Origin of the sequence: Dawidia soli (assembly GCF_018598185.1) — a bacterium.
In the GTDB taxonomy this organism is placed as follows: domain Bacteria; phylum Bacteroidota; class Bacteroidia; order Cytophagales; family Cyclobacteriaceae; genus Ohtaekwangia; species Ohtaekwangia soli.
In genome coordinates, this window is record NZ_JAHESC010000009.1 from 57,129 (window position 1) to 81,596 (window position 24,468).

Annotated in this window: 23 protein-coding genes; 11 read left to right on the top strand and 12 right to left on the bottom strand. The window is 53.8% G+C overall.

Annotation, left to right across the window (positions count from 1 at the left end):
* Positions 1-4 precede the first annotated feature (4 nt).
* Complete coding sequence (bcp, locus tag KK078_RS08180; RefSeq protein WP_254089766.1) at positions 5-799, top strand: thioredoxin-dependent thiol peroxidase; 795 nt, start codon at positions 5-7, stop codon at positions 797-799.
* A gap of 83 nt (positions 800-882) precedes the next feature.
* Here bcp and KK078_RS08185 read toward each other — a convergent pair whose 3' ends face one another.
* Positions 883-1,059 carry a histone H1 gene (locus tag KK078_RS08185; RefSeq protein ID WP_254089767.1) on the bottom strand — a complete coding sequence of 59 codons (177 nt, stop codon included), beginning with the start codon at positions 1,057-1,059 and terminating at the stop codon, positions 883-885.
* An 86-nt stretch (positions 1,060-1,145) separates the two neighbouring features.
* The gene (locus KK078_RS08190; RefSeq protein WP_254089768.1) at positions 1,146-2,402 is read right to left on the bottom strand and encodes an aminotransferase class I/II-fold pyridoxal phosphate-dependent enzyme; all 1,257 of its coding nucleotides are present in this window, start codon (positions 2,400-2,402) and stop codon (positions 1,146-1,148) included.
* 112 nt (positions 2,403-2,514) lie between these two features.
* Here KK078_RS08190 and accC point away from each other — a divergent pair, with 112 nt between their 5' ends.
* The 5 genes from accC to KK078_RS08215 are packed head-to-tail and all read left to right on the top strand — an operon-like array spanning position 2,515 to position 7,820.
* Positions 2,515-4,014, top strand: coding sequence for an acetyl-CoA carboxylase biotin carboxylase subunit (gene accC / locus KK078_RS08195; protein ID WP_254089769.1), 1,500 nt, complete (start codon positions 2,515-2,517; stop codon positions 4,012-4,014).
* Positions 4,015-4,030: 16 nt separating this feature from the next.
* On the top strand, positions 4,031-5,326 hold the full coding sequence (locus KK078_RS08200; RefSeq protein ID WP_254089770.1) for a DUF1015 domain-containing protein: 1,296 nt from the start codon (positions 4,031-4,033) through the stop codon (positions 5,324-5,326).
* A gap of 8 nt (positions 5,327-5,334) precedes the next feature.
* Complete coding sequence (locus KK078_RS08205) at positions 5,335-5,907, top strand: Maf family nucleotide pyrophosphatase (protein ID WP_254089771.1); 573 nt, start codon at positions 5,335-5,337, stop codon at positions 5,905-5,907.
* 11 nt (positions 5,908-5,918) lie between these two features.
* A complete protein-coding gene (locus tag KK078_RS08210) occupies positions 5,919-6,683 on the top strand; it encodes a glycosyltransferase family 2 protein (RefSeq protein ID WP_254089772.1) in 765 nt (254 codons plus the stop codon).
* A 9-nt stretch (positions 6,684-6,692) separates the two neighbouring features.
* The gene (locus tag KK078_RS08215) at positions 6,693-7,820 is read left to right on the top strand and encodes a glycosyltransferase family 4 protein (RefSeq protein WP_254089773.1); all 1,128 of its coding nucleotides are present in this window, start codon (positions 6,693-6,695) and stop codon (positions 7,818-7,820) included.
* Between the two features lie 172 nt (positions 7,821-7,992).
* On the opposite strand, the gene KK078_RS08220 is transcribed toward KK078_RS08215, so the two are convergent.
* From KK078_RS08220 to KK078_RS08260, 9 genes are all read right to left on the bottom strand, one after another.
* Complete coding sequence (locus KK078_RS08220; RefSeq protein WP_254089774.1) at positions 7,993-9,114, bottom strand: glycosyltransferase family 4 protein; 1,122 nt, start codon at positions 9,112-9,114, stop codon at positions 7,993-7,995.
* Complete coding sequence (locus KK078_RS08225) at positions 9,114-9,653, bottom strand: inorganic diphosphatase (protein ID WP_254089775.1); 540 nt, start codon at positions 9,651-9,653, stop codon at positions 9,114-9,116. The genes KK078_RS08220 and KK078_RS08225 overlap by 1 nt, the downstream gene beginning before the upstream one ends.
* Positions 9,654-9,732: 79 nt before the next feature.
* Complete coding sequence (locus tag KK078_RS08230; protein WP_254089776.1) at positions 9,733-11,103, bottom strand: efflux RND transporter periplasmic adaptor subunit; 1,371 nt, start codon at positions 11,101-11,103, stop codon at positions 9,733-9,735.
* 13 nt (positions 11,104-11,116) lie between these two features.
* On the bottom strand, positions 11,117-12,604 hold the full coding sequence (locus KK078_RS08235; RefSeq protein ID WP_254089777.1) for a TolC family protein: 1,488 nt from the start codon (positions 12,602-12,604) through the stop codon (positions 11,117-11,119).
* 7 nt (positions 12,605-12,611) lie between these two features.
* Entirely contained in the window at positions 12,612-13,289 is a 678-nt protein-coding gene (gene sdaAB, locus KK078_RS08240; protein WP_254089778.1) for an L-serine ammonia-lyase, iron-sulfur-dependent subunit beta, read from the bottom strand.
* A 265-nt stretch (positions 13,290-13,554) separates the two neighbouring features.
* Entirely contained in the window at positions 13,555-13,998 is a 444-nt protein-coding gene (locus KK078_RS08245) for a hypothetical protein (protein WP_254089779.1), read from the bottom strand.
* 12 nt (positions 13,999-14,010) lie between these two features.
* A complete protein-coding gene (locus KK078_RS08250; RefSeq protein WP_254089780.1) occupies positions 14,011-17,100 on the bottom strand; it encodes an ATP-binding cassette domain-containing protein in 3,090 nt (1,029 codons plus the stop codon).
* A 121-nt stretch (positions 17,101-17,221) separates the two neighbouring features.
* Complete coding sequence (locus tag KK078_RS08255; RefSeq protein WP_254089781.1) at positions 17,222-19,261, bottom strand: carboxy terminal-processing peptidase; 2,040 nt, start codon at positions 19,259-19,261, stop codon at positions 17,222-17,224.
* 71 nt (positions 19,262-19,332) lie between these two features.
* Positions 19,333-20,226 (bottom strand): hypothetical protein, encoded by an 894-nt coding sequence (locus tag KK078_RS08260; protein ID WP_254089782.1) that lies wholly within the window; start codon positions 20,224-20,226, stop codon positions 19,333-19,335.
* 347 nt (positions 20,227-20,573) lie between these two features.
* On the opposite strand from KK078_RS08260, the gene KK078_RS08265 reads away from it, so the two are divergent.
* Both KK078_RS08265 and KK078_RS08270 read left to right on the top strand, forming a co-directional pair.
* Positions 20,574-20,816 carry a hypothetical protein gene (locus KK078_RS08265; protein ID WP_254089783.1) on the top strand — a complete coding sequence of 81 codons (243 nt, stop codon included), beginning with the start codon at positions 20,574-20,576 and terminating at the stop codon, positions 20,814-20,816.
* Positions 20,817-20,828: 12 nt separating this feature from the next.
* Positions 20,829-21,056, top strand: coding sequence for a hypothetical protein (locus tag KK078_RS08270; RefSeq protein WP_254089784.1), 228 nt, complete (start codon positions 20,829-20,831; stop codon positions 21,054-21,056).
* Here the strand turns inward: KK078_RS08270 and KK078_RS08275 are convergent.
* Positions 21,047-21,523 carry a nucleoside triphosphate pyrophosphohydrolase family protein gene (locus KK078_RS08275; protein ID WP_254089785.1) on the bottom strand — a complete coding sequence of 159 codons (477 nt, stop codon included), beginning with the start codon at positions 21,521-21,523 and terminating at the stop codon, positions 21,047-21,049. The two genes, KK078_RS08270 and KK078_RS08275, sit on opposite strands and share 10 nt — an antisense overlap.
* 95 nt (positions 21,524-21,618) lie before the next feature.
* On the opposite strand from KK078_RS08275, the gene KK078_RS08280 reads away from it, so the two are divergent.
* The 3 genes from KK078_RS08280 (at position 21,619) to KK078_RS08290 (ending at position 24,414) form a co-directional block, all read left to right on the top strand.
* Positions 21,619-21,981, top strand: a complete 363-nt coding sequence (locus KK078_RS08280; RefSeq protein WP_254089786.1) for a hypothetical protein — start codon at positions 21,619-21,621, stop codon at positions 21,979-21,981.
* A gap of 179 nt (positions 21,982-22,160) precedes the next feature.
* Positions 22,161-22,808 (top strand): carbonic anhydrase, encoded by a 648-nt coding sequence (locus tag KK078_RS08285; RefSeq protein WP_254089787.1) that lies wholly within the window; start codon positions 22,161-22,163, stop codon positions 22,806-22,808.
* 37 nt (positions 22,809-22,845) lie between these two features.
* Positions 22,846-24,414 carry a SulP family inorganic anion transporter gene (locus KK078_RS08290; RefSeq protein ID WP_254089788.1) on the top strand — a complete coding sequence of 523 codons (1,569 nt, stop codon included), beginning with the start codon at positions 22,846-22,848 and terminating at the stop codon, positions 24,412-24,414.
* Positions 24,415-24,468: the final 54 nt, after the last annotated feature.

Consider the following 24,468-nt stretch of genomic DNA (forward strand, 5'->3'; position numbering starts at 1 on the left):
ACATATGGCATTGAAAATTGGCGACAAAGCCCCCGACTTCGAAGTGAACGACCAGGATGGCGTGCCTGTAAAGCTTTCTGACCTCCGGGGCCAGAAAGTCGTTCTGTATTTCTATCCCAAGGATATGACCCCCGGCTGCACGGCCGAGTCGTGTAACCTGCGTGACAACTACGAGCGCTTGCAAGACAAGGGCTACGAGGTGCTGGGCATCAGCTCTGACGACGAACAGTCGCACCGCAAATTTATCGAACAGGAAAATCTGCCGTTCCGCTTGCTTGCCGACACCGATCGTAAAGTGCACGACGCATACGGCACCTGGGTAGAAAAGCAGATGTATGGACGCACGTACATGGGCACAGCCCGCGTAACGTTCATCATTGATGAAGATGGTGTGATCGAAGACGTCATCGACAAAGTCGATACGGAAAACCACACCAGCCAGATCCTGAAGGGTATAGCTTCAAACGGTGAAGCGCACGATAAGACAGACAGCATTCCGGCGACGCCCACCCCGGCACCTGTGCCCGTGCCGGCGAAAAAGGTGGCGGCAAAAAAGGTAACAAAGAAGGCTCCCGTCAAGGCACCCGCCGCAGCGAAGAAAGCCGCACCCAAAAAGGCAGCCAGGAAAACAGCAAAAAAAGCTGCCAAGAAGGTAGCCAAGAAAGCGGCGCCGAAAAAAGCAGTGAAGAAAGTAGTGAAGACTGCGCCGAAGAAGGTGGCCAAAGCGGCAAAAGCCGTGAAGAAATCGGCGAAGAAGGTGGCAAAAGCGCCTAAGAAAGCAAAGAAGAAGGCGAGATAATCGTGTAACGGTTAACAAGTGAAAGACCGTTTCGGCATGTCCTGATGTACTGCCGAAACGGTCTTTATATTTTCAGAATAAACTTAAGCCTTATTCTTAATCTCTTGAACCTCAGAGCGGATGGTTTGTGCGAGATTTTTGAGGTCTTGCATACCCTTTCTAACACGGGTACCAGCAGCGCTATTGCCTTTGTTATAAAACTTGTCAATATCACCTTCTAAGGAAGCGATCAGGTCTTTGAGCTCTTGAAACTTTTGCATTGTCTTTGGAGTTTTAGGATTAAAATTTAGTTTCTAATGCCAATTTAAGTAAAAAGGCCGAAAAACAACCCCTAAGGCGGTTTTTTTTAGATTGCCTTCGTTACCGAAACTAATGCTTCCTCCCGATAGAACCCGCTGTCGAGCTTGGTTTTGAGCTTTGAGAATGCGCTCAGGGTCCGCTCCACATCCTCCAGGGTATGCACCGCCGTCGGAATGATCCGGAACATGATAACATCCTTAGGCACAACAGGATAGATCACCACAGAGCAGAAAATACCATAGTTCTCGCGCAGGTCCATGGCCATGTTGGCCGCCTCGCCTACCCCGCCTTTGAACAATACCGGTGTTACCGGTGATGTCGTCGTGCCGATGTTGAAGCCACGCTCTTTCAGGCCATTTTGCATGGCGTTTACGATCTTCCAGAGGTTGTCCTTCATCGAAGGATCGGTTTTCAACAGCTCCAGACGCTTGAGCGCACCCACTACCAGCGGCATGGGAAGGCTCTTGGCATAGATCTGCGAGCGTACGCTGTAGCGCAGGTACTTGATCACGTTCTTAGAGCCTGCCACGAATGCGCCAATGCTGGCCATCGACTTGGCAAAGGTAGAGAAGTACAGATCGATCTGATCCTGAATACCTTGCTCCTCGCCGGTGCCGGCACCGGTCTTACCCATGGTACCGAACCCGTGCGCGTCGTCCACGAATAAACGGAAATTATATTTACTCTTCAGGGCAACAACGCCTTTGAGGTCGCCTTGCTTGCCAGACATACCAAATACACCTTCGGTGATCACCAGAATGCCGCCGCCCGTCTCCTCGGCCAGTTTGGTGGCACGCTGCAGCTGCTTCTCGAGGCTGTCCATGTCGTTATGGGTGTATACAAAACGCTTACCCATGTGCAGGCGTACGCCGTCGATGATACAGGCGTGTGATTCGGCGTCGTACACGATCACGTCTTTGCGGTCTACCAGCGCGTCGATGATCGACACCACACCCTGATACCCAAAGTTGAGCAGCATAACGTCTTCCTTTTGCTCAAACTCGGCCAGTTGGCGTTCGAGCTCCAGGTGATTTACTGAGTTCCCCGACATCATCCGCGCGCCCATGGGCAAGCCCATACCATACTGGGCAGCTGCCTCAGCATCGGTCTTCCGTACTTCCGGGTGGTTCGCCAGGCCCAGGTAGTTATTTAAACTCCAGTTTAAAACATCCTTGCCATTGAACTTCATGTGAGGGCCTATTTCGCCTTCCAGTTTGGGGAAGAAGAAGTAGTCATCCGGGAGATGCGAATACTTGGCCAGAGGACCGGCCTCCATTTTAAGCTTGTCAAATAAATCTACCATTTCGGGATTAGTTATTGGCCGCAAAAATAAGGAAAAATCGTGTTCTTACACGCCTACCCGGGCTTTGCCTGTGCAGAAATTATCGTAGCATTGTATTCAGGCCCTTTAACCCATGAGAAAGATCAAAAAAATATTAGTCGCCAACCGCGGTGAGATCGCCCTTCGCATTATGCGCTCCGCGCGGGAGGCCGGCTTACAGACTGTTGCGGTGTTTAGTGAAGCCGACCGGCAGTCGTTGCATGTGCGCTACGCCGACGAGGCTGTCTGCATCGGCCCGCCCCCTTCTTCCGAATCCTATTTACGCATCGATAAGATCCTGGATGCCGCCCGGCAAACGGGTGCCGACGCCATTCACCCCGGCTACGGTTTCCTGTCTGAAAACGAGACATTTGCCCAGCGCGTAGAAGACGCCGGCCTGATCTTCATCGGGCCTTCCGCCAAAGCCATCGAACTGATGGGCAGCAAGCTGGCCGCCAAGGCTGCCGTCGCGGCCTTTCATGTGCCGCTCGTGCCCGGCACGACCGAACCGATCACTGACGTTGCCAGGGCGAAGGAGATCGCCGCGACCATCGGCTACCCGGTGCTGATCAAAGCGAGCGCCGGCGGCGGTGGTAAAGGCATGCGCGTGGTGGAGAACGAAGCGAGCTTTGCCGAGCAAATGGAACGCGCCATCAGCGAGGCGACCTCTGCCTTTGGCGACGGCTCTGTTTTTATCGAAAAGTATGTCACCAGCCCGCGCCACATCGAGTTCCAGATCTTTGGCGACAAGCATGGCAACGTGGTGCATCTCTTTGAGCGCGAGTGCTCGATCCAACGCCGCCACCAGAAGGTGGTGGAAGAAGCGCCGTCATCAGTGTTGACGCCAGAAAAACGAAAGCTGATGGGCGAAGCTGCCATCAACGCTGCGAAGGCGTGCGGCTACTATGGCGCGGGCACGATCGAGTTCATCCTCGACGACAAGCTGAATTTTTACTTCCTCGAGATGAACACGCGCTTGCAGGTAGAGCACCCGGTAACCGAGGCTATCACCGGCCTGGACCTGGTACAGCTGCAGATCCGGATCGCCGAAGGCGAGAAGATACCGTTCAAACAGGAAGACCTGCAGATGCACGGCCACGCCATCGAGATACGCGTGTACGCCGAAGACCCGGCGAACAACTTCCTGCCCGACATCGGTAAGCTCAAGACCTATAAACGCCCGCAGGGCCACGGCATCCGGGTGGACGACGGCTTCGAGCAAGGCATGGACATTCCCTTCTACTACGACCCGATGATCGCCAAGCTGATCTGCCATGCAGAAACACGCGAGGCGGCGATCGAGAAAATGATCCGCGCCATTCAGGACTACGAGATCACGGGCCTGGAAACAACGCTGGGCTTTTGCGGATTTGTGATGAAGCACGACGCTTTCCGCTCCGGTAACTTCGACACGCGCTTTGTGGAGAAATACTTTACACCGGCTGCGTTGCAACCCGACCATACGCATACCGAAGAGGCCATCGTCGCCATCCTGGCGGGCACGTTGCTGAAAAGCAATGGCCGCGGTGCGGCTGATGGCGCGCTTGCTGCGGTGGGCACGACCGTGAGCCGGTGGAGAAAAAACAGATCTTAATTACGACACACGCAGTATGCCTGAAATTTTGCCGATCCGTCCCTGGCGGTATAGTAAAGAACTTACCCGCACCATCGACTCGCTGACCTCTCCCCTGTTCGACGTCGTGTCGGAGAAACAGCGCAAGGCACTCTACCAACATCCGTATAACAGCATTCACCTGTCGGTACCGAAAGAAACGCCGGCAGACGCGGGCAAACGCCTGGCGCAGTGGAAACACCAGGGGATCCTGCTGCAAGACCGCCTGCCCGGCATCTATGTATACTACCAGTATTTTACCCTGGCGGGTTCGTCCCGGGAGTATTGCCGGAAAGGTTTTATGTGTCACATCCGGGTATACGAGTGGGACGAGCAGGTTATTCTGCGACACGAAAACACCATTCCCAAAGCGGTGAACGACCGCATCGATTTGCTCGAAAACACACAGCTGCACGCCAGCGCAACCCATGGGCTGTATACAGATTCCACCTTCGAGCTGGAACGATACATGGACGAGGCCATTCAGACGCCTCTTTATGAAACGGAAGACTACCAGGGCGTGCGTGACGTCATGGCCTGCATTCAGGATCATACCATCGTACAGCGCTTTATCCAGGTTTTGCAGCAAGGCAACGTCATCCTGGCCGACGGCCACCACCGCTATGAAGGATCGCTGGTCTATAAACACAAACAGCAGGCGGCCAACCCTGCGCATACCGGCCGCGAAGGGTATAACTATCACCTGATGTACCTGACCAACACCGAGGCAGACGACCTGCGCATTCTGCCGACGCACCGGCTTATCCACGGTCTGCCGGGCTTTGACGAAGAGACCCTGCTACAACGCCTCGAACAAGATTTCACCATTACCCCGCTGGACGACGCCGACACCCTGCCGGAAGTGATCGCGGGCAAGCGGTGGGCGTTTGGACTGATGTTCCGCGACAATGCCTACAAGGTACGGCTCAAGCCCGGGGCGCTGGACTCCATGCCGTGGCCTTTCCCCCCGGTGGTCAAGGCGTTGGACCTGACGGTGATGCACTACTTTATCATTGAAAAAGCGTTGGGGATACCGGGGCGCGAGCAGCGCAGCGCGACGAATGTCAGCTTTGACCGCAGTTTTGCGGACTGCCTGAAAAAGGTCCTGCAACAAGAGGCGCAACTGGCCATTATCACCAACGAGGTTTCGATCGACGAAGTGAAGGCTGTGTGCCATAGCGGATATACGATGCCACAGAAATCGACGTATTTTTACCCCAAGGTTATCGGCGGCTACCTGTTCAGCTCGATCAGCGAACCAGAATTTGCCCTGCCGGTCTATGCCCCTTTTTAAACACCGATATGACCACATCCCCTACGCGACCGATCATTCTCGCCTCCAGCTCTCCCCGCAGACAATACCTGATGAAAGAGGCCGGCTTTACCTTTACTGTCGAGAAGCCCGACGTAGAGGAAGACTTTCCGCAAGAGCTGCCGGCCGACCAGGTGGCCCGCTACCTAGCCGCGAAGAAGGCCGAGTATTTCCGCCCCCGCATGGGCCGCGAGATCATCATCACGGCCGACACGGTCGTGATCCTGGGCGATCGCATTCTGAATAAACCGCAGGACCGTGCCGAGGCTATCGCGATGCTGCGCGATCTTTCCGGCCGCACACACCGCGTGATGACGGGTGTCTGCATGCTTTCACAGGAACGCGAAGAGACGTTTGACGACATTACCGACGTGACGTTTGTCAAGCTGTCGCCCCAGGAGATCGACTTTTACGTAGATACCTATAAACCTTATGACAAGGCGGGCGCTTATGGCGCGCAGGACTGGATCGGCCTGGTGGCAATTTCAACGATCGCCGGCTCGTACTTTAACGTGATGGGCCTGCCCATTCACAAGGTGTATCAGCACCTGGCAACGTGGTAGAAATAAGAAAAATGGCAACTCTTTCTGTAGTCATCATTACCTTTAACGAGGAGAAAAACATCGGCCGGTGTATCGAGTCGCTGAAACCTGTAGCCGATGAGTTCGTGATCCTCGACTCGCTCTCTACCGACAGCACCTGTGCTATCATCGAACGCCATGGACTGACGCCGGTGCAGCGTGCCTGGACGGGCTATTCGGATTCCAAGAACTACGCCAACAGCCTGACCACGGGCGACTATATCCTGTCGATCGATGCCGACGAGGCTCTCTCCCCGGCGTTGCAACAAGCGATCTTACAGGTAAAAGCGGCCCCCCGCGCCGAAGTATACGAGGTAAATCGCCTGACAAACTACTGCGGGCGCTGGATCCGTCACAGCGGCTGGTACCCCGAGTATAAAATGCGCCTGTTCAAGCAGGGACTCACCCAATGGACAGGCCTGATCCATGAAGAACTGGTCTTTAACGGGGCCTATACCTCGCAGCGGCTGGACGGCGACCTATATCACTACTCGTACCCGACCATTGAAAGTCACATTCGCAAGATCATCCCCTACTCGGCCCTGGCGGCAGAAAAGGATTTCAACGCGGGCAAGCGTTACCGGTTTGTTACGCACGGACTGATCAAGCCCTGGTTTATGTTTATGAAGAAGTATTTCCTGCAGGCGGGCTTCCTGGATGGCTTTTATGGTTTCGTCATTGCCGTCAACTCCGCCTACGAGCGTCACCTGCGGTATCTGCGGTTTCACGAGCTGCGTAAGAATCAGTCTTCCCGCTAGTGTACTACAATGGCGGCTACTCTTTCCATATTACACCTAAGCTCTGAAAAGACCTGGCGTGGCGGCGAGCAACAGATTGCCTACCTGCTGGAAGAGCTGGGTAAGCACGGCGTGCAAAATCATGTAGCCGCGCGAAAAGGGTCGGCGTTTGAGGCGCATTGCCGAAGAGAAAATATACCGGTTATCGCCTTGCCGTTTAAAAATGCGGTTGATCTCCGTACGGCGCTGGCGATTAAGCGTTATTGCCGCGCACATGCGATCGACCTGGTGCACATGCACAGCGCCAAGTCGCACGGCCTGGGCGTGATCTCGCATGTGTTGGGGAACCAGACGCCGCTCGTGCTCAGCCGGCGCGTGATGTTCATGCCGAAGCGCTCCTGGTTCACGCGCTGGAAATACAACCACCCGGCTATCGTGCGGGTGCTTTGTGTGTCGGACAAGATCAAGGAGGTTATGCAAGCCTACCTGAAACACCCGGAGAAAGCCGTTACGGTATATAGCGGCGTCGATCTGCATAAGTTCGATCCCGCCCGCCGCGGTGACCTGCTCGCGCGCGAGGGCATTCGCCGGCCGGGGCGTGCGGTCATTGGCAACACCGGCGCGCTGGAATACGAGAAAGACTATCCCACGTTTATCGATACCATCGGCAAGCTCGTGCAGAAGAAGCTGTCTGTACATGGCGTAATCATCGGCAAGGGCTCAGAGGAAGAGGCGTTAAAGAAATACGTGCAGGATAAACAGCTGGGCGATGTGATCTCCTTTACCGGCTTCCGGAAAGACCTGGTCTCCCTGTTACCCGAGCTGGATGTTTTCCTGATGCCCTCTATCCAGGAGGGTCTGGGCACCTCCGTGCTGGACGCGTTCCTGGCGCAGGTGCCCGTGGTGGCGACACAGGCCGGCGGTATACCCGAGATGGTCATCTCCGGTCAGACGGGACTGCTAGCGCGTACGGGCGACAGCACGGCGCTGGCGGAACACATCGAGGCCATCCTGACAAACCCGGCCCTGCGTGAATCTCTGGTCAGGGGGGCACAGGAAAAAGTAAAGGAATTTTCGAAAGAGCAAATGGCCCGGCGCACGCTGGCAATCTATCACGACATTATCCGCGATAAACTTCTTGCAACCGCAGGGCAGTAACTTGCTGGCGCAAGTTTAAGCACGCAGTGCGGAACTTGTGCCCATACTGTAGCCAGTCTGCGACTGGCGGGCAGAAAGCTGACGGCAGTTGCAAACTGCCGACCGTATAGGCACAAGTCACCGCCCCGAGACGGGGCTCAGACTTGCGCCAGCAAGCACAAAGCAAACAATCTCACTTATGGTATACTTCCTGCAGGCGCTGCGCAATGACGGGGGGCTGGAACTGCTGTATGTGCTTGCGGCCTGTCTCCACTAACTGACTGCGCAGCGTAACGTCTTGTAACGTACGGGTCAGCTGTTGCGCCAGTTCGTCTTCCCGGTGCGGGTCGGCATACAGGGCTCCCTCGCCGGCGGCTTCCTGGAAACAGGACCCCGTAGATGTGATCACGGGTACCCCCGACTCGATCGCTTCTACCAGCGGTATACCAAATCCTTCAAACAACGAGGGGTATACAAACACCTCCGCCTGCTGGTATATGGCCGGGAAGTCCTGAAACGAGGCCTGGTGCAAAAAGATCAGTTGATCTTCGATGCCCCTCTCCCGGGCCGTGCGCACGATCTCTTCTTTGTAGGCGGTCGCCCGCCCCACCAACACCAGGGGCAGACGCACATCTTTTGGCAGCAACGCGATGGCCTTTACGAGCTGGTGCGCATTCTTGCGCGGCTCGAGGGTGCCGACGTTCAGGATGTAGCGGCCAGGCAGATCATACTTCTGCCGTACTTGTGCCTGCGCTTCTCTCGAAACGATCTGCTTAAAGATGGGATGACTGCCCTGGTACACGACGTCGATCTTCCGCGGATCGATGTGCAGAAAGTCGACGATGTCCTGGGCTGTTTGCTGGCTGATGGCGATCACGCGATCGGCCCTGGTACAGGCTGCCTTTGCTTTGGCTTTGTAGATGGCGACATCGACCGGTTTATAAAATTGCGGGTATCGTATATAGATCAGGTCGTGTACGGTCACTACCTTTTTTATTCCAGCGGGTAGACCGGCCGGTAGCTCCTGGCTCAGGCCGTGGTATACATCCAGCGCCCGGACGGTGTCGTGACGGCTCACGCCCCACGATCGCCACAGCCCTTTCAGGTACCGGTACCCTCCCGTGGGCGCGACGACCTGTACGTTTGAACGACGTACGATCGGGTCGATCTCGGGATGCGACCGTGTTTTAGGAGAATATAGCGTGTAGTGATCGTGGGGATAGAACCCGCTGAGGGCGTCGACGACAAAGCGTGCATAGTTACCGAGTCCGGTAAAGTTCGTAAAGAACCGCTTTGCCTCGAAGCCTATGTGCATTACTTCTTGGCGAATGTCTCGTTGTACAGCTTGATGCTGGCCTGCAGAATGGCTTCGGCCTTCTCTTTGGAGAGGAACTCGTCTACGACCACTTTCTTATTTTCCAGCTGCTTGTAGCTTTCAAAAAAGTGTTTCAGCTCGGCACGCAGGTGCTGGGGCAGGTCTTTTACATCCTGAATGTGGCTTACGCTCGGGTCTTGCTCGGCTACGGCAATGATCTTGTCGTCGGCTTCGCCCTGGTCGATCATCTGCATAACACCAATGATCTTGCAGGGGATCAGACAGCCCGGCACCACGGTTACCTGTGTCAACACAACGATGTCGAGAGGGTCATGGTCTTCGCCCAGGGTCTGGGGAATAAAACCATAGTTCAGCGGGTAGTACATGGATGCGTAGATCACGCGGTCAAGCTTGATCAGGCCGCTCTCCTTGTCGATCTCGTATTTTGCGCGCGAACCTTTGGGAATCTCGATGATTGCGTTGACTTGGTCCGGGGGATGAATACCAACCGAAACCTCGTGCCAGGGATGTAATGACATGTTCTTTTTTAGATTTTAACGGCAATATTAAACAAAAAAGCCCCGATTACGATCAGGGCTTTTCTGAGTCCACGCAGGTTTATTTTTTTGATGCCGCGTCCTTTTCCTGTTGGCGGACCTTGTCGCCGTCTTTCAAACGTTTGGATACCGCCAAAAACGGACCTGTGATCACCTGGGTGCTATCGCTGACACCTGAAATAATTTCTATGTTATCATAATCGCTGATACCGGTTTTCACCTCAACCATCTTCGCTGTGCCTTTGTCGTTCACAAACACCACCGTTTTTATCTGCTCCTTCTTCGCGGCCTTATTGTTGTCGCTTGCCGGCTGGTCGTTTCGCGACGGGCCTTTTTCGTCGTCCTTTTTCTCCTGATCGTCCTGGCCGCGCGTTGTCACCGCCGCCAGGGGGACCGACAGTACGTTTGCCTTGCGTCGTGTTAAAATGTCTACGCTGGCCGTCATGCCGGGCAGGAACGGATAGCGCCTCCCTTCCTGGATCAGGTCTTTGTATGACGAGTTCAGGATCAGGATCCGCACTTCGAACTCGGTAATAGCGTCGGCCGAGGTCTTCTCCTTGGCGGTGTTGGCGATGAGTGTGACCACGCCCTTAAATTCCTTCTCCTGGTTTGAATAGGCGTCTACGTCGATGATGGCCGTGTCGCCGATGTGTACCCGTACGATGTCGTTCTCATTTACCTCTACGCGTACTTCCATGGCATTCAGGTCGGCGATGCGCAGCATTTCGGTGCCGGCCATGGTTTGTGTTCCCACTACGCGCTCGCCTTTCTTTACGCTGAGCTTTGACACGATTCCATCCATGGGTGCCAGCACGCTGGTGAGGCGGACGTTCTCGCGCGCTTCGCGCACCGAGGCCTCGCTGCTGCGCACCACAAACTTCGCGGCTTGCAGCGATTGCTTCGCCGACTTCAAATCGTTCTCGGCTACTTTAAAATTCTGCTGGGCCAGCTGCCAGTCGGCTTCTGCTATAACTTTTTCATTCCACAGCTTTTCGTTACGCTTATACTCTTGTTCGGCGCGCAGGAAGGTTGCCTCCGCACGCGCCAGTGCTGCTTCGGAGGATACTTCGTTCGCGCGTTGCTGGTTCATCGACGCTTCGGCGCGCTCGAGCTGCGACACCCAGGTGTCGGGACGGATCTTTACCAGCAGGTCGCCGCGGTTTACCGAGTCGCCTTCTTCGATCAGCAGCTCGCGGATCTCGCCCGATACTTCGGGTGCCAGCTTCACTTCCGTTACGGGTTGTATCGTGCCCGAGGCACTGACCTTTTCAATGATGGTCGCGCGTTTGGCGTTGGCGAACTCGACCTCGATCTCGTTCGGCTTGCCGATCCAACCGGCCGATTTACCAACGATTACAAATACCAGGAGAACGCCCACGATGACTACGAGCCAAAGGATGAGCTTGTTGGATTGTTGCTTTTGTCTTGCCATTGCGGTCGGTGTATTAATATGCTAAGGGCTTGCCCTGATAGAAATCGAGCACTTTTTTCTTAAAGATAAAATCGTACTTGGCGCGCACCAGGTCGGACTTGGCCTGGAACAGGTCGTTTTCGGCGACCTGGTATTCCACGTAGTTGGTCGCGCCGGCTTCGAAGCGCTGCTTGGTCATGCGGAAGGCTTCGTCGCGGGCCTGTACCTGGCGCAGGGAAGAGTTATAGGTCTTGGCGGCTGCCACGGCGTCGTTATAGGCCGTCTCTACACTTTGGCGCAGGGTGTTGGAGGTTTCTTTCGCATCGACCTCGGCGATCTTCTGCGAAATGACGGCGCGCTGCCAGGCCGTGCGTGAGCGGAAACCATTCAAGATCGGAATAGTCAGCGAAAGCCCCACTGTGCGTCCAACGTTATCTTTCAACTGATCGCGGTAACCATAGCTGTCCACATACCGTCCCGAATACGCAAGTCTGGACTGACGTGATAATACGTATTGATCTTTCACGCCGTATACACTACCGATCGTGTCATATACGAGTGTTCCTGGTGAACCATCGGAAATAAACCGCATCCCATCCGCACTGCTGGAATAAAAGGTGTTTGTAGACGCCGTTGCCGATAGTCGTGGCATCATATCACCCTTTGCTGCCTTGACACCATAATAGGAAGCCTGTACCTTGAGATCAGCGCTTTTGATCTCGGGCATCGTCTCCCGGGCAATATCGAAGATTTGGTCGCGCGACTGCCCGAGCACCAGGTCCTCGACGTCAATCTGCGGAATCTCCACATCCAGTGACGATCCGGCCGGCATCTGCAACGCTTGCTTTAGACGCAGCAGCGACAAATTAAGATTATTTTCCCGGGTAATAACATTTACCTCGTTGGTTGCTACCTGAGCATCCAGGTTGAGTTCATTCGACCGGGGCAGTGCGCCTGCGGCCACCTGCTTTTTGGCACGTTCGTATTGCTGCTGACTGGACGCCAGCTGCGATTTGGCATTTTCCAATTGCTCCTTATCAAATACGACCGTGATATACAAAGACGCAACATTCAGGATCACATCGTTTTTCGTCTTTTGCAGATCCAGGTTCGCTGCATCGTAGGTATGGGAGTACTGGCGAATAGAATTCTGGATCCGGAAACCGTTGTACAACGGCACCGAGGCATTAAGCGACGCACTGGCCGAACGTTGTTCTCCCGTCGTATAGGTATAGTTGTTCTGCACCAGGGAACGGCCCCAGCTCCACCCGTACTGCGCGGAACCATTGATCGACGGCAACATTTCTGCCCGGGACAGATTATAATCTAATTTGCTGTTTTCAACATTGTAGCTGCTACGTTCCACTTGCAGACTGTTGACCAGCGCATAGTCTATACATTGTTTCAGGTTCCAGACCGTACCGGGTGATGGCACCGTGTCGGCGGCCGGCTGTGTTTGCTGCGCATGCAGCAGAAATGGCGCACATAAAAAGAATAGCGTCCAGCGTAGTGTTGTTCTCATCGTTGCTCTAACAATCAATATCGGGGATATAAATGACTTGCTTTACCCAGCTAAGACTCCGGATGTACGCCAATGTTACAGCCTTGATGCCGGAATCCATTTCGATGACCAGGCAGGCCATATCGTTCCGGCCCTTGCGGGACACCGACATGGTGGCGATGTTACAGTCGTCGTGCGCCAGTACGTCGGCGATAAAGGCGATGCTTCCTTTGACGTCGTCGGCCGTGATGATGACGGTATGGGCATTGGCGCCGAAGTCGGCCTTGAAGCCGTTCACCTCGGCGATGTTGATCAGCCCACCGCCGCGGCTCTCGCCAATCACGTCCAGGGTCTCATCTCCTTTTCGCAGCACCAGCTTGATGGTGTTGGGATGCAGTGTAGACGCGTTACCGACGGATTTAAAGCGGTATTCCAATCCGGCCTCCCTGGCCAGGTCCAGCGCCTCTTTAATGCGTTTATCGTCGGTTTTAAAGTCCAGCAAGCCGGCGATAATGGCGCGGTCGCTGCCGTGGCCCTCGTAGGTGCGGGCGAAGGAGTTGTAAAAGGTGATCTCGGCTTCGTCGGGACGACCGCCCAACAGTCTGTAAGCTGTTCGGGCAATGCGCACAACACCGGCGGTGTGCGAGCTGGAAGGACCGATCATAACCGGCCCAATCATGTCAAAAACACTGCTTTTTTCTGCCATATGGGTTACAATACGCAATATGTCGCCAAAAAGATGGCGACGTTACAGATTTTTTAAGGAATTAATCATGACGTTTTTACCACGGAGTAGGGTCCGCCCCCAGGTCAAAGCCACGTTGGTCGCATAGATGCGCTATCTTCCGACCACTGATAAAGCATAGTTAAAGCAGCCATCCTTATAGTGCTTTATCTGTGCTGCAACAGTGCTGTAACAGTGCCACAACAGTGCTTTAACACTGGTTTTGGCCCGGCATTGCCCTGATGATTTAGTGCTGGTGTTCGTGCTCGTGGCCGTGCCCGCCGTACCACATTTCCTGGATGTGATGGAATTCGTCGTGGATCTTGTTGAGGGACTCGCCGATGGCCTTGTCGTCGCCTTCTTTAACGGTGGCGGCAAAGGCGGTGGCATCGGTGGCCAGTTGGCCGAGGGCGGCTTTGACCTCGTCGTTATTTACTTTTTCGGGCAGCGGGGCATTCTTCCACTGCTCGGCGCCGGTCGCCAGTGCCTCGGCTTTTTCCTTGGCGGGTGCGAGGTTGGCGGAGTCCTTATAGGGGTGGAACGCTTCGGCCATCAGCATGTGGAAGTCGTCCATTTCCTTCCATTCATCGGCGGCGGTGTCATGCTCGTGTGCTTCCTGCTTCTTGCCAGAACACGCCAGCGCTAGGGTGGCGATCACACACATCATGCAGAAAAGGTTACGCTGTTTCATAGGGATCGGTGGTTATTTATCTCTTCGTTTATACTTGCGGTTGCCTTCCAACACCTTGATGAGTCCTTTCAGGGCGTCGAAATACAAGGTCAAAAATAGCACAAGTGTCATACTCCAGATCACCGCCAGGTTAAAATATAATGTATCGATCCGGCCGCCCAGGAACGGCTTGGTGGGTTGGTACAAATTCGCGGAGAAGTCCAGCGGGTGGGCGGGCTGGTGGTCGTCCTGGTAGATGGGATAGATCTTTTGCACCAGCTTTCCGTCGTACTCCACAATGCGGTCGGGCGATGCCGTGTTCCTGACGGCGTCGGTCACGGCTTTGTTTACATACCGGGCTTTGTTACGCTCATACTCCCGGGCGTTCTCGGGCGTGTTTGTACTGGCTGTGATCAATCCCTCCTTCTCTTTTACCGCGCGGTCCATTTTGCGGGCGTAGTACTTCTTGAGTACGTTCAGGAACCGGGCGGTCTTGCGATAAACCGTCGAGTCGAATTTACCCACGGCCAGGCGCTCGACCTCGGGGAGCTGCGCATCGCCTACAAACTTCAACTCGTTTTTGATCTCGGTTTGCAACAGGTTGAGCGACGCCTCCACATTGTCGTTGCGTTTGACGCGCCAGCTGTTGGGGTGGTTCAGGCAGTAGGCCAACCGGGATTCCAGCTGGGGAATATAGTATACCCGTTTGTAGTCCGATTCTGCCGCAACCTTATCGAGCTCATAGAACTGGCGTTCAAAGGGATTGTCTTTAAACTGGGTTACCATATAGGCCTCAAATGCCCAGCGCGACGCCATGGTCTCTCCCATGATGGGCACCCCTACGGGTTTGCCCACGCGGGGGTTGAACTTATCAAAGCTGATCACCACACCGCTCAGCAACAGTTGCGGAATAACCAGCACGGGGATCAGGATATAGATCGTTACCGCTGAGTTGAACGATGCCGAAATATTCAGGCCCAGCATGTTGGCAAAACACGAGCAACTGAACAGGATCACCCAGTAACGGATCTCGGTGAGCGGTATTTCCAGGATCAGATTACCGATGACGGTAAAGAGCAGCGTTTGGATCGCCGACGACGCAAACATGACGGCCACCTTCGACACCAGGTAGCTGCTGCGGCTCAAATGCAAAAACTGTTCGCGTTTCAGGATGATACGGTCGCGGAAGATCTCCTCGGCGCTCATGGTCAGGCCGAGGAACAACGCCACCACCACACTCATAAAGAAGTATACGGGAATGTTGTAGTTGTTGTAAAAGCTATAGTCTGCCTCGCCATCGAGCACGTTGTAGTACTTGACCATGAACGCAATGAAGAACGCCAGCACCGGCGCTTCGAGCACGTTGATGAGCATGTACTGACGGTTGGCCAGTTTCGACAGAATGTCGCGGGTAATAAATACCTTCCATTGTTTGAACCAATCGGGGATCTCCTGCACGACCGGCAGCTCGTTGCGTAAGTGCTCGAGGCGCGGGATCTTGATCTTTTGTTTGAAGTATTGATACCATTGCCCGGGCGATACCTTGCGGGTATTGGTCAGGCGGCCGTATTCGTTCACGACCTTGGTCTCGATAATGCTGAAGATCTGCTCGGGGTTGATGTTACCACACTCCGGACAGGCGCCCTGCATTTTATTGGCGGCATTGATGATGTCGCGGAAGTAGATCACGGCCTCTACCGGGTTGCCATAGTAGATCTGGAAGCCGCCGACGTCCATGATGATCAGCGTGTCGAACATCTTGAAGATGTCGGACGAGGGCTGGTGAATGACCACAAACACCATCTTGCCCCGCAGCGACAGCTCCTTGAGCAAGTCCATGATGTTTTCCGAATCGCGCGACGACAGGCCCGACGTCGGTTCGTCCACGAACAGGATGGTCGGCTCGCGCAGCAGCTCGAGGGCGATGTTCAGGCGCTTGCGCTGGCCACCGCTGATGGTCTTATTCAACGGCGAGCCTACCTTCAGGTCGCGGATCTCGGTCAGGCCCAGGTTGATGAGCGTGCGCATGACTAGGTCGATGATCTGCTTGTCGGTATAATGATTAAAACACAGCTTGGCGGCATAGTATAGGTTTTGAAATACCGTCAGGTCGTCGATCAACAGATCGTCCTGCGGTACGTAACCGATGATGCCGTTGACCTTCTCCGGATTTTCGTGTATGTCGATGCCGTTGACCAACACCCGGCCACTGGACGGTTTTTCCGAGCCGTTCAGGACGTTCAGCAAGGTAGACTTGCCCGAGCCACTGGCGCCCATAATGCCGATAAGCTTGCCGCCCTGCTCGGCCAGGTTCAGGTTTTGAATGCCTGCGCGGCCACTCTTAAAGTGGTAGAAGATGTGGTCGGCGGTAAAGGTTATGCCGGTACGGCTATCATCGGTCAAAAACTTGCCGATGATATCGCTGTAATAGATCGGTCCTACCTTGTCGCCGCGGATCGTGCTGCCCGTGGGAAAGACGTCGATCTTCCGGCTTTTGAGCAGAATGCTATTCAGGTACAGCGTGGTGATGCCGAGGTATTTTATGAAGTATGTCTCGGCGTCGGGCAACCGGAGAATGGCGATGAGGCCGGTCAGGTCTTTTTCGATAATGCGGGGACCATCGTAGTGACCGGAGCCTTCGTCGATCACCAATACCTGCTTGGACAACAGCTCGTCGATGTCCTGGCCGATGATAAACTGCTGGAGCGCATGGACGTCGGGCTGGGGAATCCTCAGGGCCTGGCCTATGTAGAAGATCAGGTTTTCCTGACGATCGGAGATCGCGGTGCGGTCGATATAGACCAGCTCAATGATCTTGACCACCATCACCAGCTTCTGCTGCATGGTCAGGGCCTGGTTCACCTGCTTGATGATGTGCATGATCTTAGACCAGTCGTCTACGAACTGCTGGGTGTCGGCATCGAGGTTGTCAAGCTCCTGCCGGGCGTTGATCTGGTTTACCTGGCAGAACTCATCGAAGAGCTTGAGGTAATAGTTGGTGGCCTCCCGGTTAAGGTGCAGGCCCAGGAATTCCTTTATCTTGTTCCGCTCGTCTTCGGTAATGCGCTCGCGTACAACAATGGCAAAAAGTTGAATGATCGCCTTGAGTAATTCTTCACTCATAGAAAAAGTCTAGGTCGTCCAAAATAGCAATTAAAATGTAAATGCATGCAGTTGGGAGGGCTTACAAAAAACAAAAAGAGCGGAAATTCCGCTCTTTCTGGTTCTATCGGGATGCCCCGGCTCAGCCGATCTTGGTGGTGATCAGGTCACTCAGGACAAACAGGCCTTCGCGGAGATATTCGTCATCCAGGTCGTCGAGGGTCTTCGGCTCGGGCACTTCCTTGTTCGGAATATGGCCTTGCATTTTGGTGTTGGTGGCCTTTTTCTGTTCGGCCTCTTCCATTTCTTTCTTGCGTACGCCTTCGTTCAGCGACACCCGTGTGTCGCGATAGCTCTTGCGGATCTCATCGGTCTCGACCACAAACTGGCTCAGCGACTTATCGGTCTTCAGACGCTCCTGGTAGGCTTTATTGAGGTTGGTCAGCACCTTGTCGTTGATGACCGGGGTCTTCTGGAACAGTGTACCGTTGATCTCGTCCCAGGGCATGGCACTGGGGCTGGCGCTTTCACCAAACTGTTCGGGGTCCAGCGCGGTAGGCAACAATACGTCGGGGGTTACACCCTTGTTCTGGGTGCTGCTGCCGGTTACGCGATAGAATTTCTGGAACGTGAGCTTCAGCTCGCCCACCTGGTTGGCGGGGTCGTTGATAAAACGGTTCAGATCGATCACGGTTTGTACGGTGCCCTTTCCAAAGGTGGACTCTCCTACTACCACGCCGCGGTGATAGTCCTGGATCGCACCGGCAAAGATCTCGGATGCCGAGGCGCTAAACCGGTTGGTGAGCACAACCAGCGGGCCGTTGTAACCGATGGCCGGGTTGTTATCGGTCATGACTTCGGTCTTATTGATGGTGTTCCGCACCTGTACTACCGGGCCGTTTTTGATGAACAGGCCGGTCAGGTCGATGGCTTCGGTAAGCGAACCACCGCCGTTGTTGCGCAGGTCGAGTACCAGGCCGCTGATGTTTTCGGATTGCAATTCTTTGATGAGACGCTGTACGTCGCGGGTGGTGCTGGTATAGTTGGGATCTCCTTTTTGATAGGCGTCAAAGTCCATGTAGAAGCTCGGCAGGGTGATCACGCCCAGGCTCATGTCTTTTCCGTCTTTCTGATAGTGGATCACGCTTTTCTTGGCCTGCTGGTCTTCGAGCTTGATCTTGTCGCGGACGATCTGAATGATCCTGGGTGGGCCGTTCAGTCCCGTTTCGGCCGGCAGGATCTGCAGGCGTACCGTAGTGCCTTTGGGGCCCTTGATGAGCTTAACGACATCGTCTATGCGCCAGCCGATCACGTCGACCATGTCGCCGTCGCCCTGGGCTACGCCGATGATACGGTCGTTGTTGTGCACGAGCTTGCTTTTATCGGCGGGGCCACCGGGGATAACCTCGGCGATCTTGGTGTAGTCGTTTTCGGTCTGCAGTTTGGCACCGATACCTTCCAGCGACAGGCTCATCTGCTGTTTGAACAGGTCGGCGGCACGCGGCGAGAAGTAGTTGGTGTGGGGATCATATGACTCGGTAATGCTGTTCATGTACATGCTGAACACGTCTTCCGAGTTGAATTGCAATATGGATTTGCTGAAGCGCTCGTAACGCTCGCGCAGCATCCGCTCGATGTCCTCCGGCGTCTTGCCGGCGAGCTTCAGGCTGAGGGCCTGGCTCTTGACGATCTTACGCCACACTTCGTCAAGCTCCTGCTCATTCTTAGCCCAGGGCTCTTTGTCACGATCGGACTCGTAGTATTCGTCGGCCGTGTAGGTGAATTGTTGCTTGAGCAGTGTATTGAAAATGTAGTCCATACGCGTGTTGAACCGTTTCCGGAACACGGCATAGATGTCATACGCTATGTTCACATTTTCGGCCCGCGTCAGATCGTCGATCTTGTAGCGATAGGGCTCGAAGCTTTTCACATCGGCCGCCGTGAAATAGGTTTTATTGTTATCGAGGCTCTTCACGTATTCATCCAGGATGACCGAGGACATGGAATCGTTGAGCGACAGCTTGCGATAGTGATTGTTGTCCAGGATGTAGGTGATCACCTTAGCTTCCTTTCCATATACGGGCTTGGGCTTCAGCCGGGTTGTGTCAGATACGTTTGCGGCTAAGGTTGTTGCAAACAACGCTATGCTCGCCAACCCTGCAAAAATCATTTTCTTCATCATCACTCCGTCATTTTTGGTATTACATAGAGGCAAATCCCATGCCCCGATTCCTATAACGTAAAAAGCCCGGCTTATGATCCTTTTTCAGCATCATATTCGTCTAAAAACTTTTGGGCCTGCTCCATATTCTGGAATTCAAAAAATTTCTTGCCTGAAATGCTGGAGTGGATCTCGATCCGGACCATGTCGATGTTCTTATTACGTTTAAAGGTGTGCATGCCCGCTTTGCGGTAGTCGTCGGCTTCTTTTGTGGAGATGTTATAGGCTGTAGCGCGCACGGACTTGCAGTAGGAACACTGAAAGTGCTTAATTAATTCGCCCGCAGCGTCCTTGCTGGGGTGACGGGTGATCTCTTCTTTCACGATCTTCATCGTATAAAAGCCACAGCTGTTGCAACGCAGGGCTTGCAGGTGACCGGGATACTTGTCCACTTTTACCTCACCTGATTTCTCATCCATCCACACATCGTAGTCAATTGAGAACACATTTTCCTCGGCCTGCATGCCTTCCTCCAGGTGTACGTCCTCCTCTTCTTCGCTCAGCAGGCGCATGGTGTTGCCATCTTTGCTGATGCGGGGCATGTACCGCCACTTGCGCAGCTTTTTGTTCAACACCGTTGGATAGTAGTAGTCCAGTACCAGAAACGCCACGTACGCCACCAGCGTGCCACCGGCGATGGACATAAACAACCGTACAAAGAACCAGATCTCCACTGTGTTGAGCTTGCCCATACCGTAGAGGTTGATGAACATCGTGGCTGCCACAGCAAAGCACACGAACATCTTCTTGTAGTTCCGGATCTCTTTCTTGTTGATGTAATCGTATTTGGCTTTGTAGTCCTTGATGGTCGAGACGCGCAGCTTGTGTAACAGGTAGATCATGATACCGGCGGCTATCATGAGTATCGCACCCGTTATCATCGAGTAGTGCCAAATATCAAGAAAGGGATTAGAAGTAGGTTCCATAGGGGTCGTTAGTGTTTTAAATATACTGATTTAAACGAATTGCTATCAGTCAAACGTTTGTTGTCTGTCATTATTTCGGCAGCGGTCATGTTCGCGTACGGCTGGTATAAACATCACGCCCGTGCACGGATATACTTCGACGAAACGCAGGGCAGCACGTCTCTCCTGCTATTTCTGCGGTCCACAAACCCATAATTAATTAACAATCAAACACTTAATCACCATTTTAAGCGATCTATCCCCCTCCATTGAGGATTATGAGTGTAGAAAAGATTGTGCATTTTTACACACAAAACGTATCCCTAGATGCTATTTTTTCGTAGTATTGTGTAATAATGCACAACGCCATGAGCGAGCATCTTCGTACCCAGATCGACCAAGAATTCGAATCGTTCACGCGGCGGAACTTCGAAACGCCTACGTCCTGCCGGAACCTGGATCAGATCCGGTTCTATGTGCACGAGCTTTGTCTGAAGATCGATGAGCTCGAGTCGCGGTTTCAATATGTGCCGTCCGGTGCTTTTACGTTGCTGGCCCAATACAATGCCTGCCAGAACAATATGTCACACGTTGATTTCAGAGACCTTTAGCCATGACGCACTATGCGGTATATTCCATCGCCGATCCCGCTGCAATACAGCTATATCTATAGTGCCACTGCGAACGGCTCGGGGCGGATGCAATACCATCGCATCAAGCCGGGTTTCAGCAAGCTGCGCATCAGCCGGCAGGAGTTCATCAAGGCCTACAACGAGTCGCAGATCCTCGCGATCAACCCGCTGCAATTGAGCGGACAGGACATGGTGTTCCAGTTCGAATTTTATACGTAAGACTCTACGATGCCTGCCAGGTCGGCCGGGCTGTAATAAATCGACTTGATCGTTTTGTTATCCGACTTACGGTATACCAGCCACTTGCCATTCTCTTCGGTATAATAACACTCTGTACCGTCTTTCTTTTTATAGTGTTCGACGGTGGCTTTGGCTTCGTCTTCCGTGCGGCAGGCCTTGCTCATGTTCGAGCGTTGCACTTCCTCGAAGAGGGTTTTGAATTTGTCGCCGAGACCGAACTCGAGGATGGCACCGGCCAACACGTATTGCAGGTCGCACAAGGCGTCGGCTACTTCCACAATGTCTTTTTCCAGGATGGCCACTTCCAATTCTTTCAGCTCTTCCGCCAGCAGGGCTACACGTAGTTTGCAGCGGTCTTCAGAAGGAATGGCGGGTTTCTCCAGCACGGGGTGTTTGAACGTATTGTGGAATTCTGCTACAAGCGCCAGGGCATCAGGTTGTTTCATAGTAAAAAGCGTGGTTCTGATCGTTTTAATGTCGATTTAATGTTCCAATAAAGCGAAAGGAAAACAATTTTGAAAAAAACACGTACTTTTGAGGAATGAAGGTTTTCAGAAACCAGGTCGTACGTAGGCTAGCAACCCTGTTTACAGGTGTTGTGTTTCTGAACATGAGCTTCTTTCTGGCGGAGGTATCTGCCCTGAAGCTGACCCAAAACAAAAAGATGGTGGAGAATATCGCCAAGCTTGTCGCAGGGGCCGCTTCGGAAGAAGAGAAAGATGTCTTTGGAGGCAACGGTAGCGAAGACCTGAAAGGTGTTACCGAAATAGACCTCCTGCTCGACCACAGAACCTCCCCCGACGATTATTCTGTTGTTCCACAACAGCTTACCTATATGGCCAGCCATGGCCAAAAAACACTCGCCGGTACACGCGATACCGAAATACAACCTCCCGAAGCCTAACCCGGGCATTTTTACCTGTACTGCTTCCAGCGGTATATCCTATTCATTTACTATTACAACGTACTAACCTACTGTCTACTGTACTGGGCAGGCTATGCATTTTGCTTCGCCTTGCCGGCAGACGGAAGGCAGGCTGGTGTATTCATAAACAGTTTATTTTTTCTTAAAGCGATCAACGTATGGACATATATAAGTCATTATTGGAAGGCAACCGTCAGTGGGTACAAGAGAAACTCGATGCGGACTCAGAATTCTTTACACGCCTGGCGCAAGGCCAAAGCCCACAGGTATTATGGATCGGATGCTCGGACAGCCGTGTGCCTGCCAATGAAATCACCCGCACACAACCCGGCGACATCTTCGTTCATCGCAACATCGCGAACATGGTGGTGCACTCGGATATGAACATGCTGAGCGTACTGGACTATTCGGTCAATATCCTGAAAGTAAAACACGTGATCGTCTGCGGCCATTACGGTTGCGGCGGTGTAAAGGCGGCCATGGGCGAAGAGCAACACGGCCTGGTGGATAACTGGCTGCGCCATATCAAGGATGTGCGCGGTATGCATACCCACCAATTAAATGAAATCAAAGACCCGGAGGCCCGCGTCAACCGGCTTGTCGAGCTGAACGTAATCGAACAAGTCAACCACGTAGCAAAGACCTCTATCATTCAAAACGCCTGGAAAGAACGAAACCTTCCCTACGTACACGGTTGGGTGTACGAGCTGAAGACGGGCTTGATCAAGGACCTGGAAATCACCATGGATGGCCAGACCTATCATGCCCCCGTCTACCGCATGGATGGTCAAGTAGTAACAGGTTAGGAAGTATAAATCGATTTTTTTTGAACGTCTGCGACACATGAAGACAGAATTTTCTTTTCAGAATCTCAAATACGATATGTCCGCCAGCCTGGTGGTATTCCTGGTAGCCTTGCCCCTTTGTCTGGGGATAGGGTTGGCTTCCACAGGCCGGACAGATCTCGTTTTTTCAGGCATTATTGCCGGTATAGTGGGAGGCATTATTGTAGGCGGGCTTAGCGGCTCTTCCTTGGGTGTTTCCGGGCCTGCTGCCGGGCTTGTTGTGATCGTGCTGGGGGCCATCAAGACCCTGGGCAGCTTTGAAGCGCTGCTCATGGCGGGCGTGCTGGCCGGTGCGATCCAACTTCTGGCGGGCTTCCTCCGGGCAGGGATCATTGCCTATTATTTTCCTTCTTCGGTTATCAAGGGCATGTTGGCGGCCATCGGCCTGACCCTGATCCTGAAAGAAATCCCGCATGCCCTTGGCTACGACAAGGACTTTGTCGGCGACTTTGCCTTCGCGCAAGCGGATAGTCATAACACGTTTAGCGAAATCTATTATGCCATTCAATACAACAGTCCGGGCGCGATCCTGATCAGCATTGTGTCACTTGTGTTGTTGATCCTTTTTGAGCGGCCGTTCATGCGCAAGATCGGACTCTTCCGGTTCCTGCCGGGGGCGCTATTTGTCGTACTGACGGGCATTGCCCTGAATGCCTTGATGGCGGCCATCAACCCGGCCTGGATCCTTCGGAACGACCACCTGGTGCAGTTACCGGTGGCCTCTACTGCCGGCGAGTTCCTGAGCTTTTTCACATTGCCGGACTTCGGCGCGTTGAGTAATCCGCAGGTATATGTTACGGCGGTCACACTGGCTATCGTGGCCAGCCTCGAAACACTCCTGTGCGTCGATGCGACCGACAAGCTCGATCCGTATAAGCGCAATACGCCGACCAACCGCGAGCTGAAGGCGCAGGGCGTGGGTAACATGATCTCGGCGATGATCGGAGGTCTGCCGATCACGCAGGTGATCGTACGGAGCTCGGCCAACATCAATGCGGGTGGGCGGAGCAAGCTGTCGGCCATGATGCACGGTGGCATTCTGTTGCTGTCGGCGATCTTTATACCGCGGTTCCTGAACCTGATCCCGTTGGCCTCGCTGGCGGTGATCCTGCTGATGGTGGGTTACAAGCTTTCCAAGGTATCGCTGTACCGTACCATGTACAAACTGGGTTGGGAGCAGTTCCTCCCCTTCTTCATCACGGTTGTTGCCATCCTGGCTACCGACCTGCTGAAGGGTATCGCGATCGGGATGGTCTTTGCGATCTTCTTTATCCTGCGGAAGAACTACAAGCACGCCTATCATTACACACAGGAGAAGAACCACGACGGCGAGATCATTAAGATCCGCCTGTCGGAAGAGGTGACGTTCCTGAACAAGGCGAGTATCCAGCTGAGCCTGGACGACCTGCCCGAGAATTCGAAAGTGATCATTGACGGTTCTCACTCGGTGGCGATCGACCACGATGTGCTGGAAATCATCCAGGACTTTAAGATGCAGACGGCACCCAACCGGAATATCAAGGTGGAGACCATCGGCATCCGGGATGTGGCGCTATCGAGCCATTAACCTAAACTTTGGAGTTGAATTCGGGGGTTGGACTGCCTGGCCGCCCCTGGATTC

What these genes read in the sequence shown, in the direction of transcription:
- bcp (WP_254089766.1), top strand. Translation starts at nt 5, where the DNA reads ATGGCATTGAAAATTGGCGACAAAGCCCCCGACTTCGAAGTGAACGAC.
- KK078_RS08185 (WP_254089767.1), bottom strand. Translation starts at nt 1,059, where the DNA reads ATGCAAAAGTTTCAAGAGCTCAAAGACCTGATCGCTTCCTTAGAAGGT.
- KK078_RS08190 (WP_254089768.1), bottom strand. Translation starts at nt 2,402, where the DNA reads ATGGTAGATTTATTTGACAAGCTTAAAATGGAGGCCGGTCCTCTGGCC.
- accC (WP_254089769.1), top strand. Translation starts at nt 2,515, where the DNA reads ATGAGAAAGATCAAAAAAATATTAGTCGCCAACCGCGGTGAGATCGCC.
- KK078_RS08200 (WP_254089770.1), top strand. Translation starts at nt 4,031, where the DNA reads ATGCCTGAAATTTTGCCGATCCGTCCCTGGCGGTATAGTAAAGAACTT.
- KK078_RS08205 (WP_254089771.1), top strand. Translation starts at nt 5,335, where the DNA reads ATGACCACATCCCCTACGCGACCGATCATTCTCGCCTCCAGCTCTCCC.
- KK078_RS08210 (WP_254089772.1), top strand. Translation starts at nt 5,919, where the DNA reads ATGGCAACTCTTTCTGTAGTCATCATTACCTTTAACGAGGAGAAAAAC.
- KK078_RS08215 (WP_254089773.1), top strand. Translation starts at nt 6,693, where the DNA reads ATGGCGGCTACTCTTTCCATATTACACCTAAGCTCTGAAAAGACCTGG.
- KK078_RS08220 (WP_254089774.1), bottom strand. Translation starts at nt 9,114, where the DNA reads ATGCACATAGGCTTCGAGGCAAAGCGGTTCTTTACGAACTTTACCGGA.
- KK078_RS08225 (WP_254089775.1), bottom strand. Translation starts at nt 9,653, where the DNA reads ATGTCATTACATCCCTGGCACGAGGTTTCGGTTGGTATTCATCCCCCG.
- KK078_RS08230 (WP_254089776.1), bottom strand. Translation starts at nt 11,103, where the DNA reads ATGGCAAGACAAAAGCAACAATCCAACAAGCTCATCCTTTGGCTCGTA.
- KK078_RS08235 (WP_254089777.1), bottom strand. Translation starts at nt 12,604, where the DNA reads ATGAGAACAACACTACGCTGGACGCTATTCTTTTTATGTGCGCCATTT.
- sdaAB (WP_254089778.1), bottom strand. Translation starts at nt 13,289, where the DNA reads ATGGCAGAAAAAAGCAGTGTTTTTGACATGATTGGGCCGGTTATGATC.
- KK078_RS08245 (WP_254089779.1), bottom strand. Translation starts at nt 13,998, where the DNA reads ATGAAACAGCGTAACCTTTTCTGCATGATGTGTGTGATCGCCACCCTA.
- KK078_RS08250 (WP_254089780.1), bottom strand. Translation starts at nt 17,100, where the DNA reads ATGAGTGAAGAATTACTCAAGGCGATCATTCAACTTTTTGCCATTGTT.
- KK078_RS08255 (WP_254089781.1), bottom strand. Translation starts at nt 19,261, where the DNA reads ATGATGAAGAAAATGATTTTTGCAGGGTTGGCGAGCATAGCGTTGTTT.
- KK078_RS08260 (WP_254089782.1), bottom strand. Translation starts at nt 20,226, where the DNA reads ATGGAACCTACTTCTAATCCCTTTCTTGATATTTGGCACTACTCGATG.
- KK078_RS08265 (WP_254089783.1), top strand. Translation starts at nt 20,574, where the DNA reads ATGAGCGAGCATCTTCGTACCCAGATCGACCAAGAATTCGAATCGTTC.
- KK078_RS08270 (WP_254089784.1), top strand. Translation starts at nt 20,829, where the DNA reads ATGCGGTATATTCCATCGCCGATCCCGCTGCAATACAGCTATATCTAT.
- KK078_RS08275 (WP_254089785.1), bottom strand. Translation starts at nt 21,523, where the DNA reads ATGAAACAACCTGATGCCCTGGCGCTTGTAGCAGAATTCCACAATACG.
- KK078_RS08280 (WP_254089786.1), top strand. Translation starts at nt 21,619, where the DNA reads ATGAAGGTTTTCAGAAACCAGGTCGTACGTAGGCTAGCAACCCTGTTT.
- KK078_RS08285 (WP_254089787.1), top strand. Translation starts at nt 22,161, where the DNA reads ATGGACATATATAAGTCATTATTGGAAGGCAACCGTCAGTGGGTACAA.
- KK078_RS08290 (WP_254089788.1), top strand. Translation starts at nt 22,846, where the DNA reads ATGAAGACAGAATTTTCTTTTCAGAATCTCAAATACGATATGTCCGCC.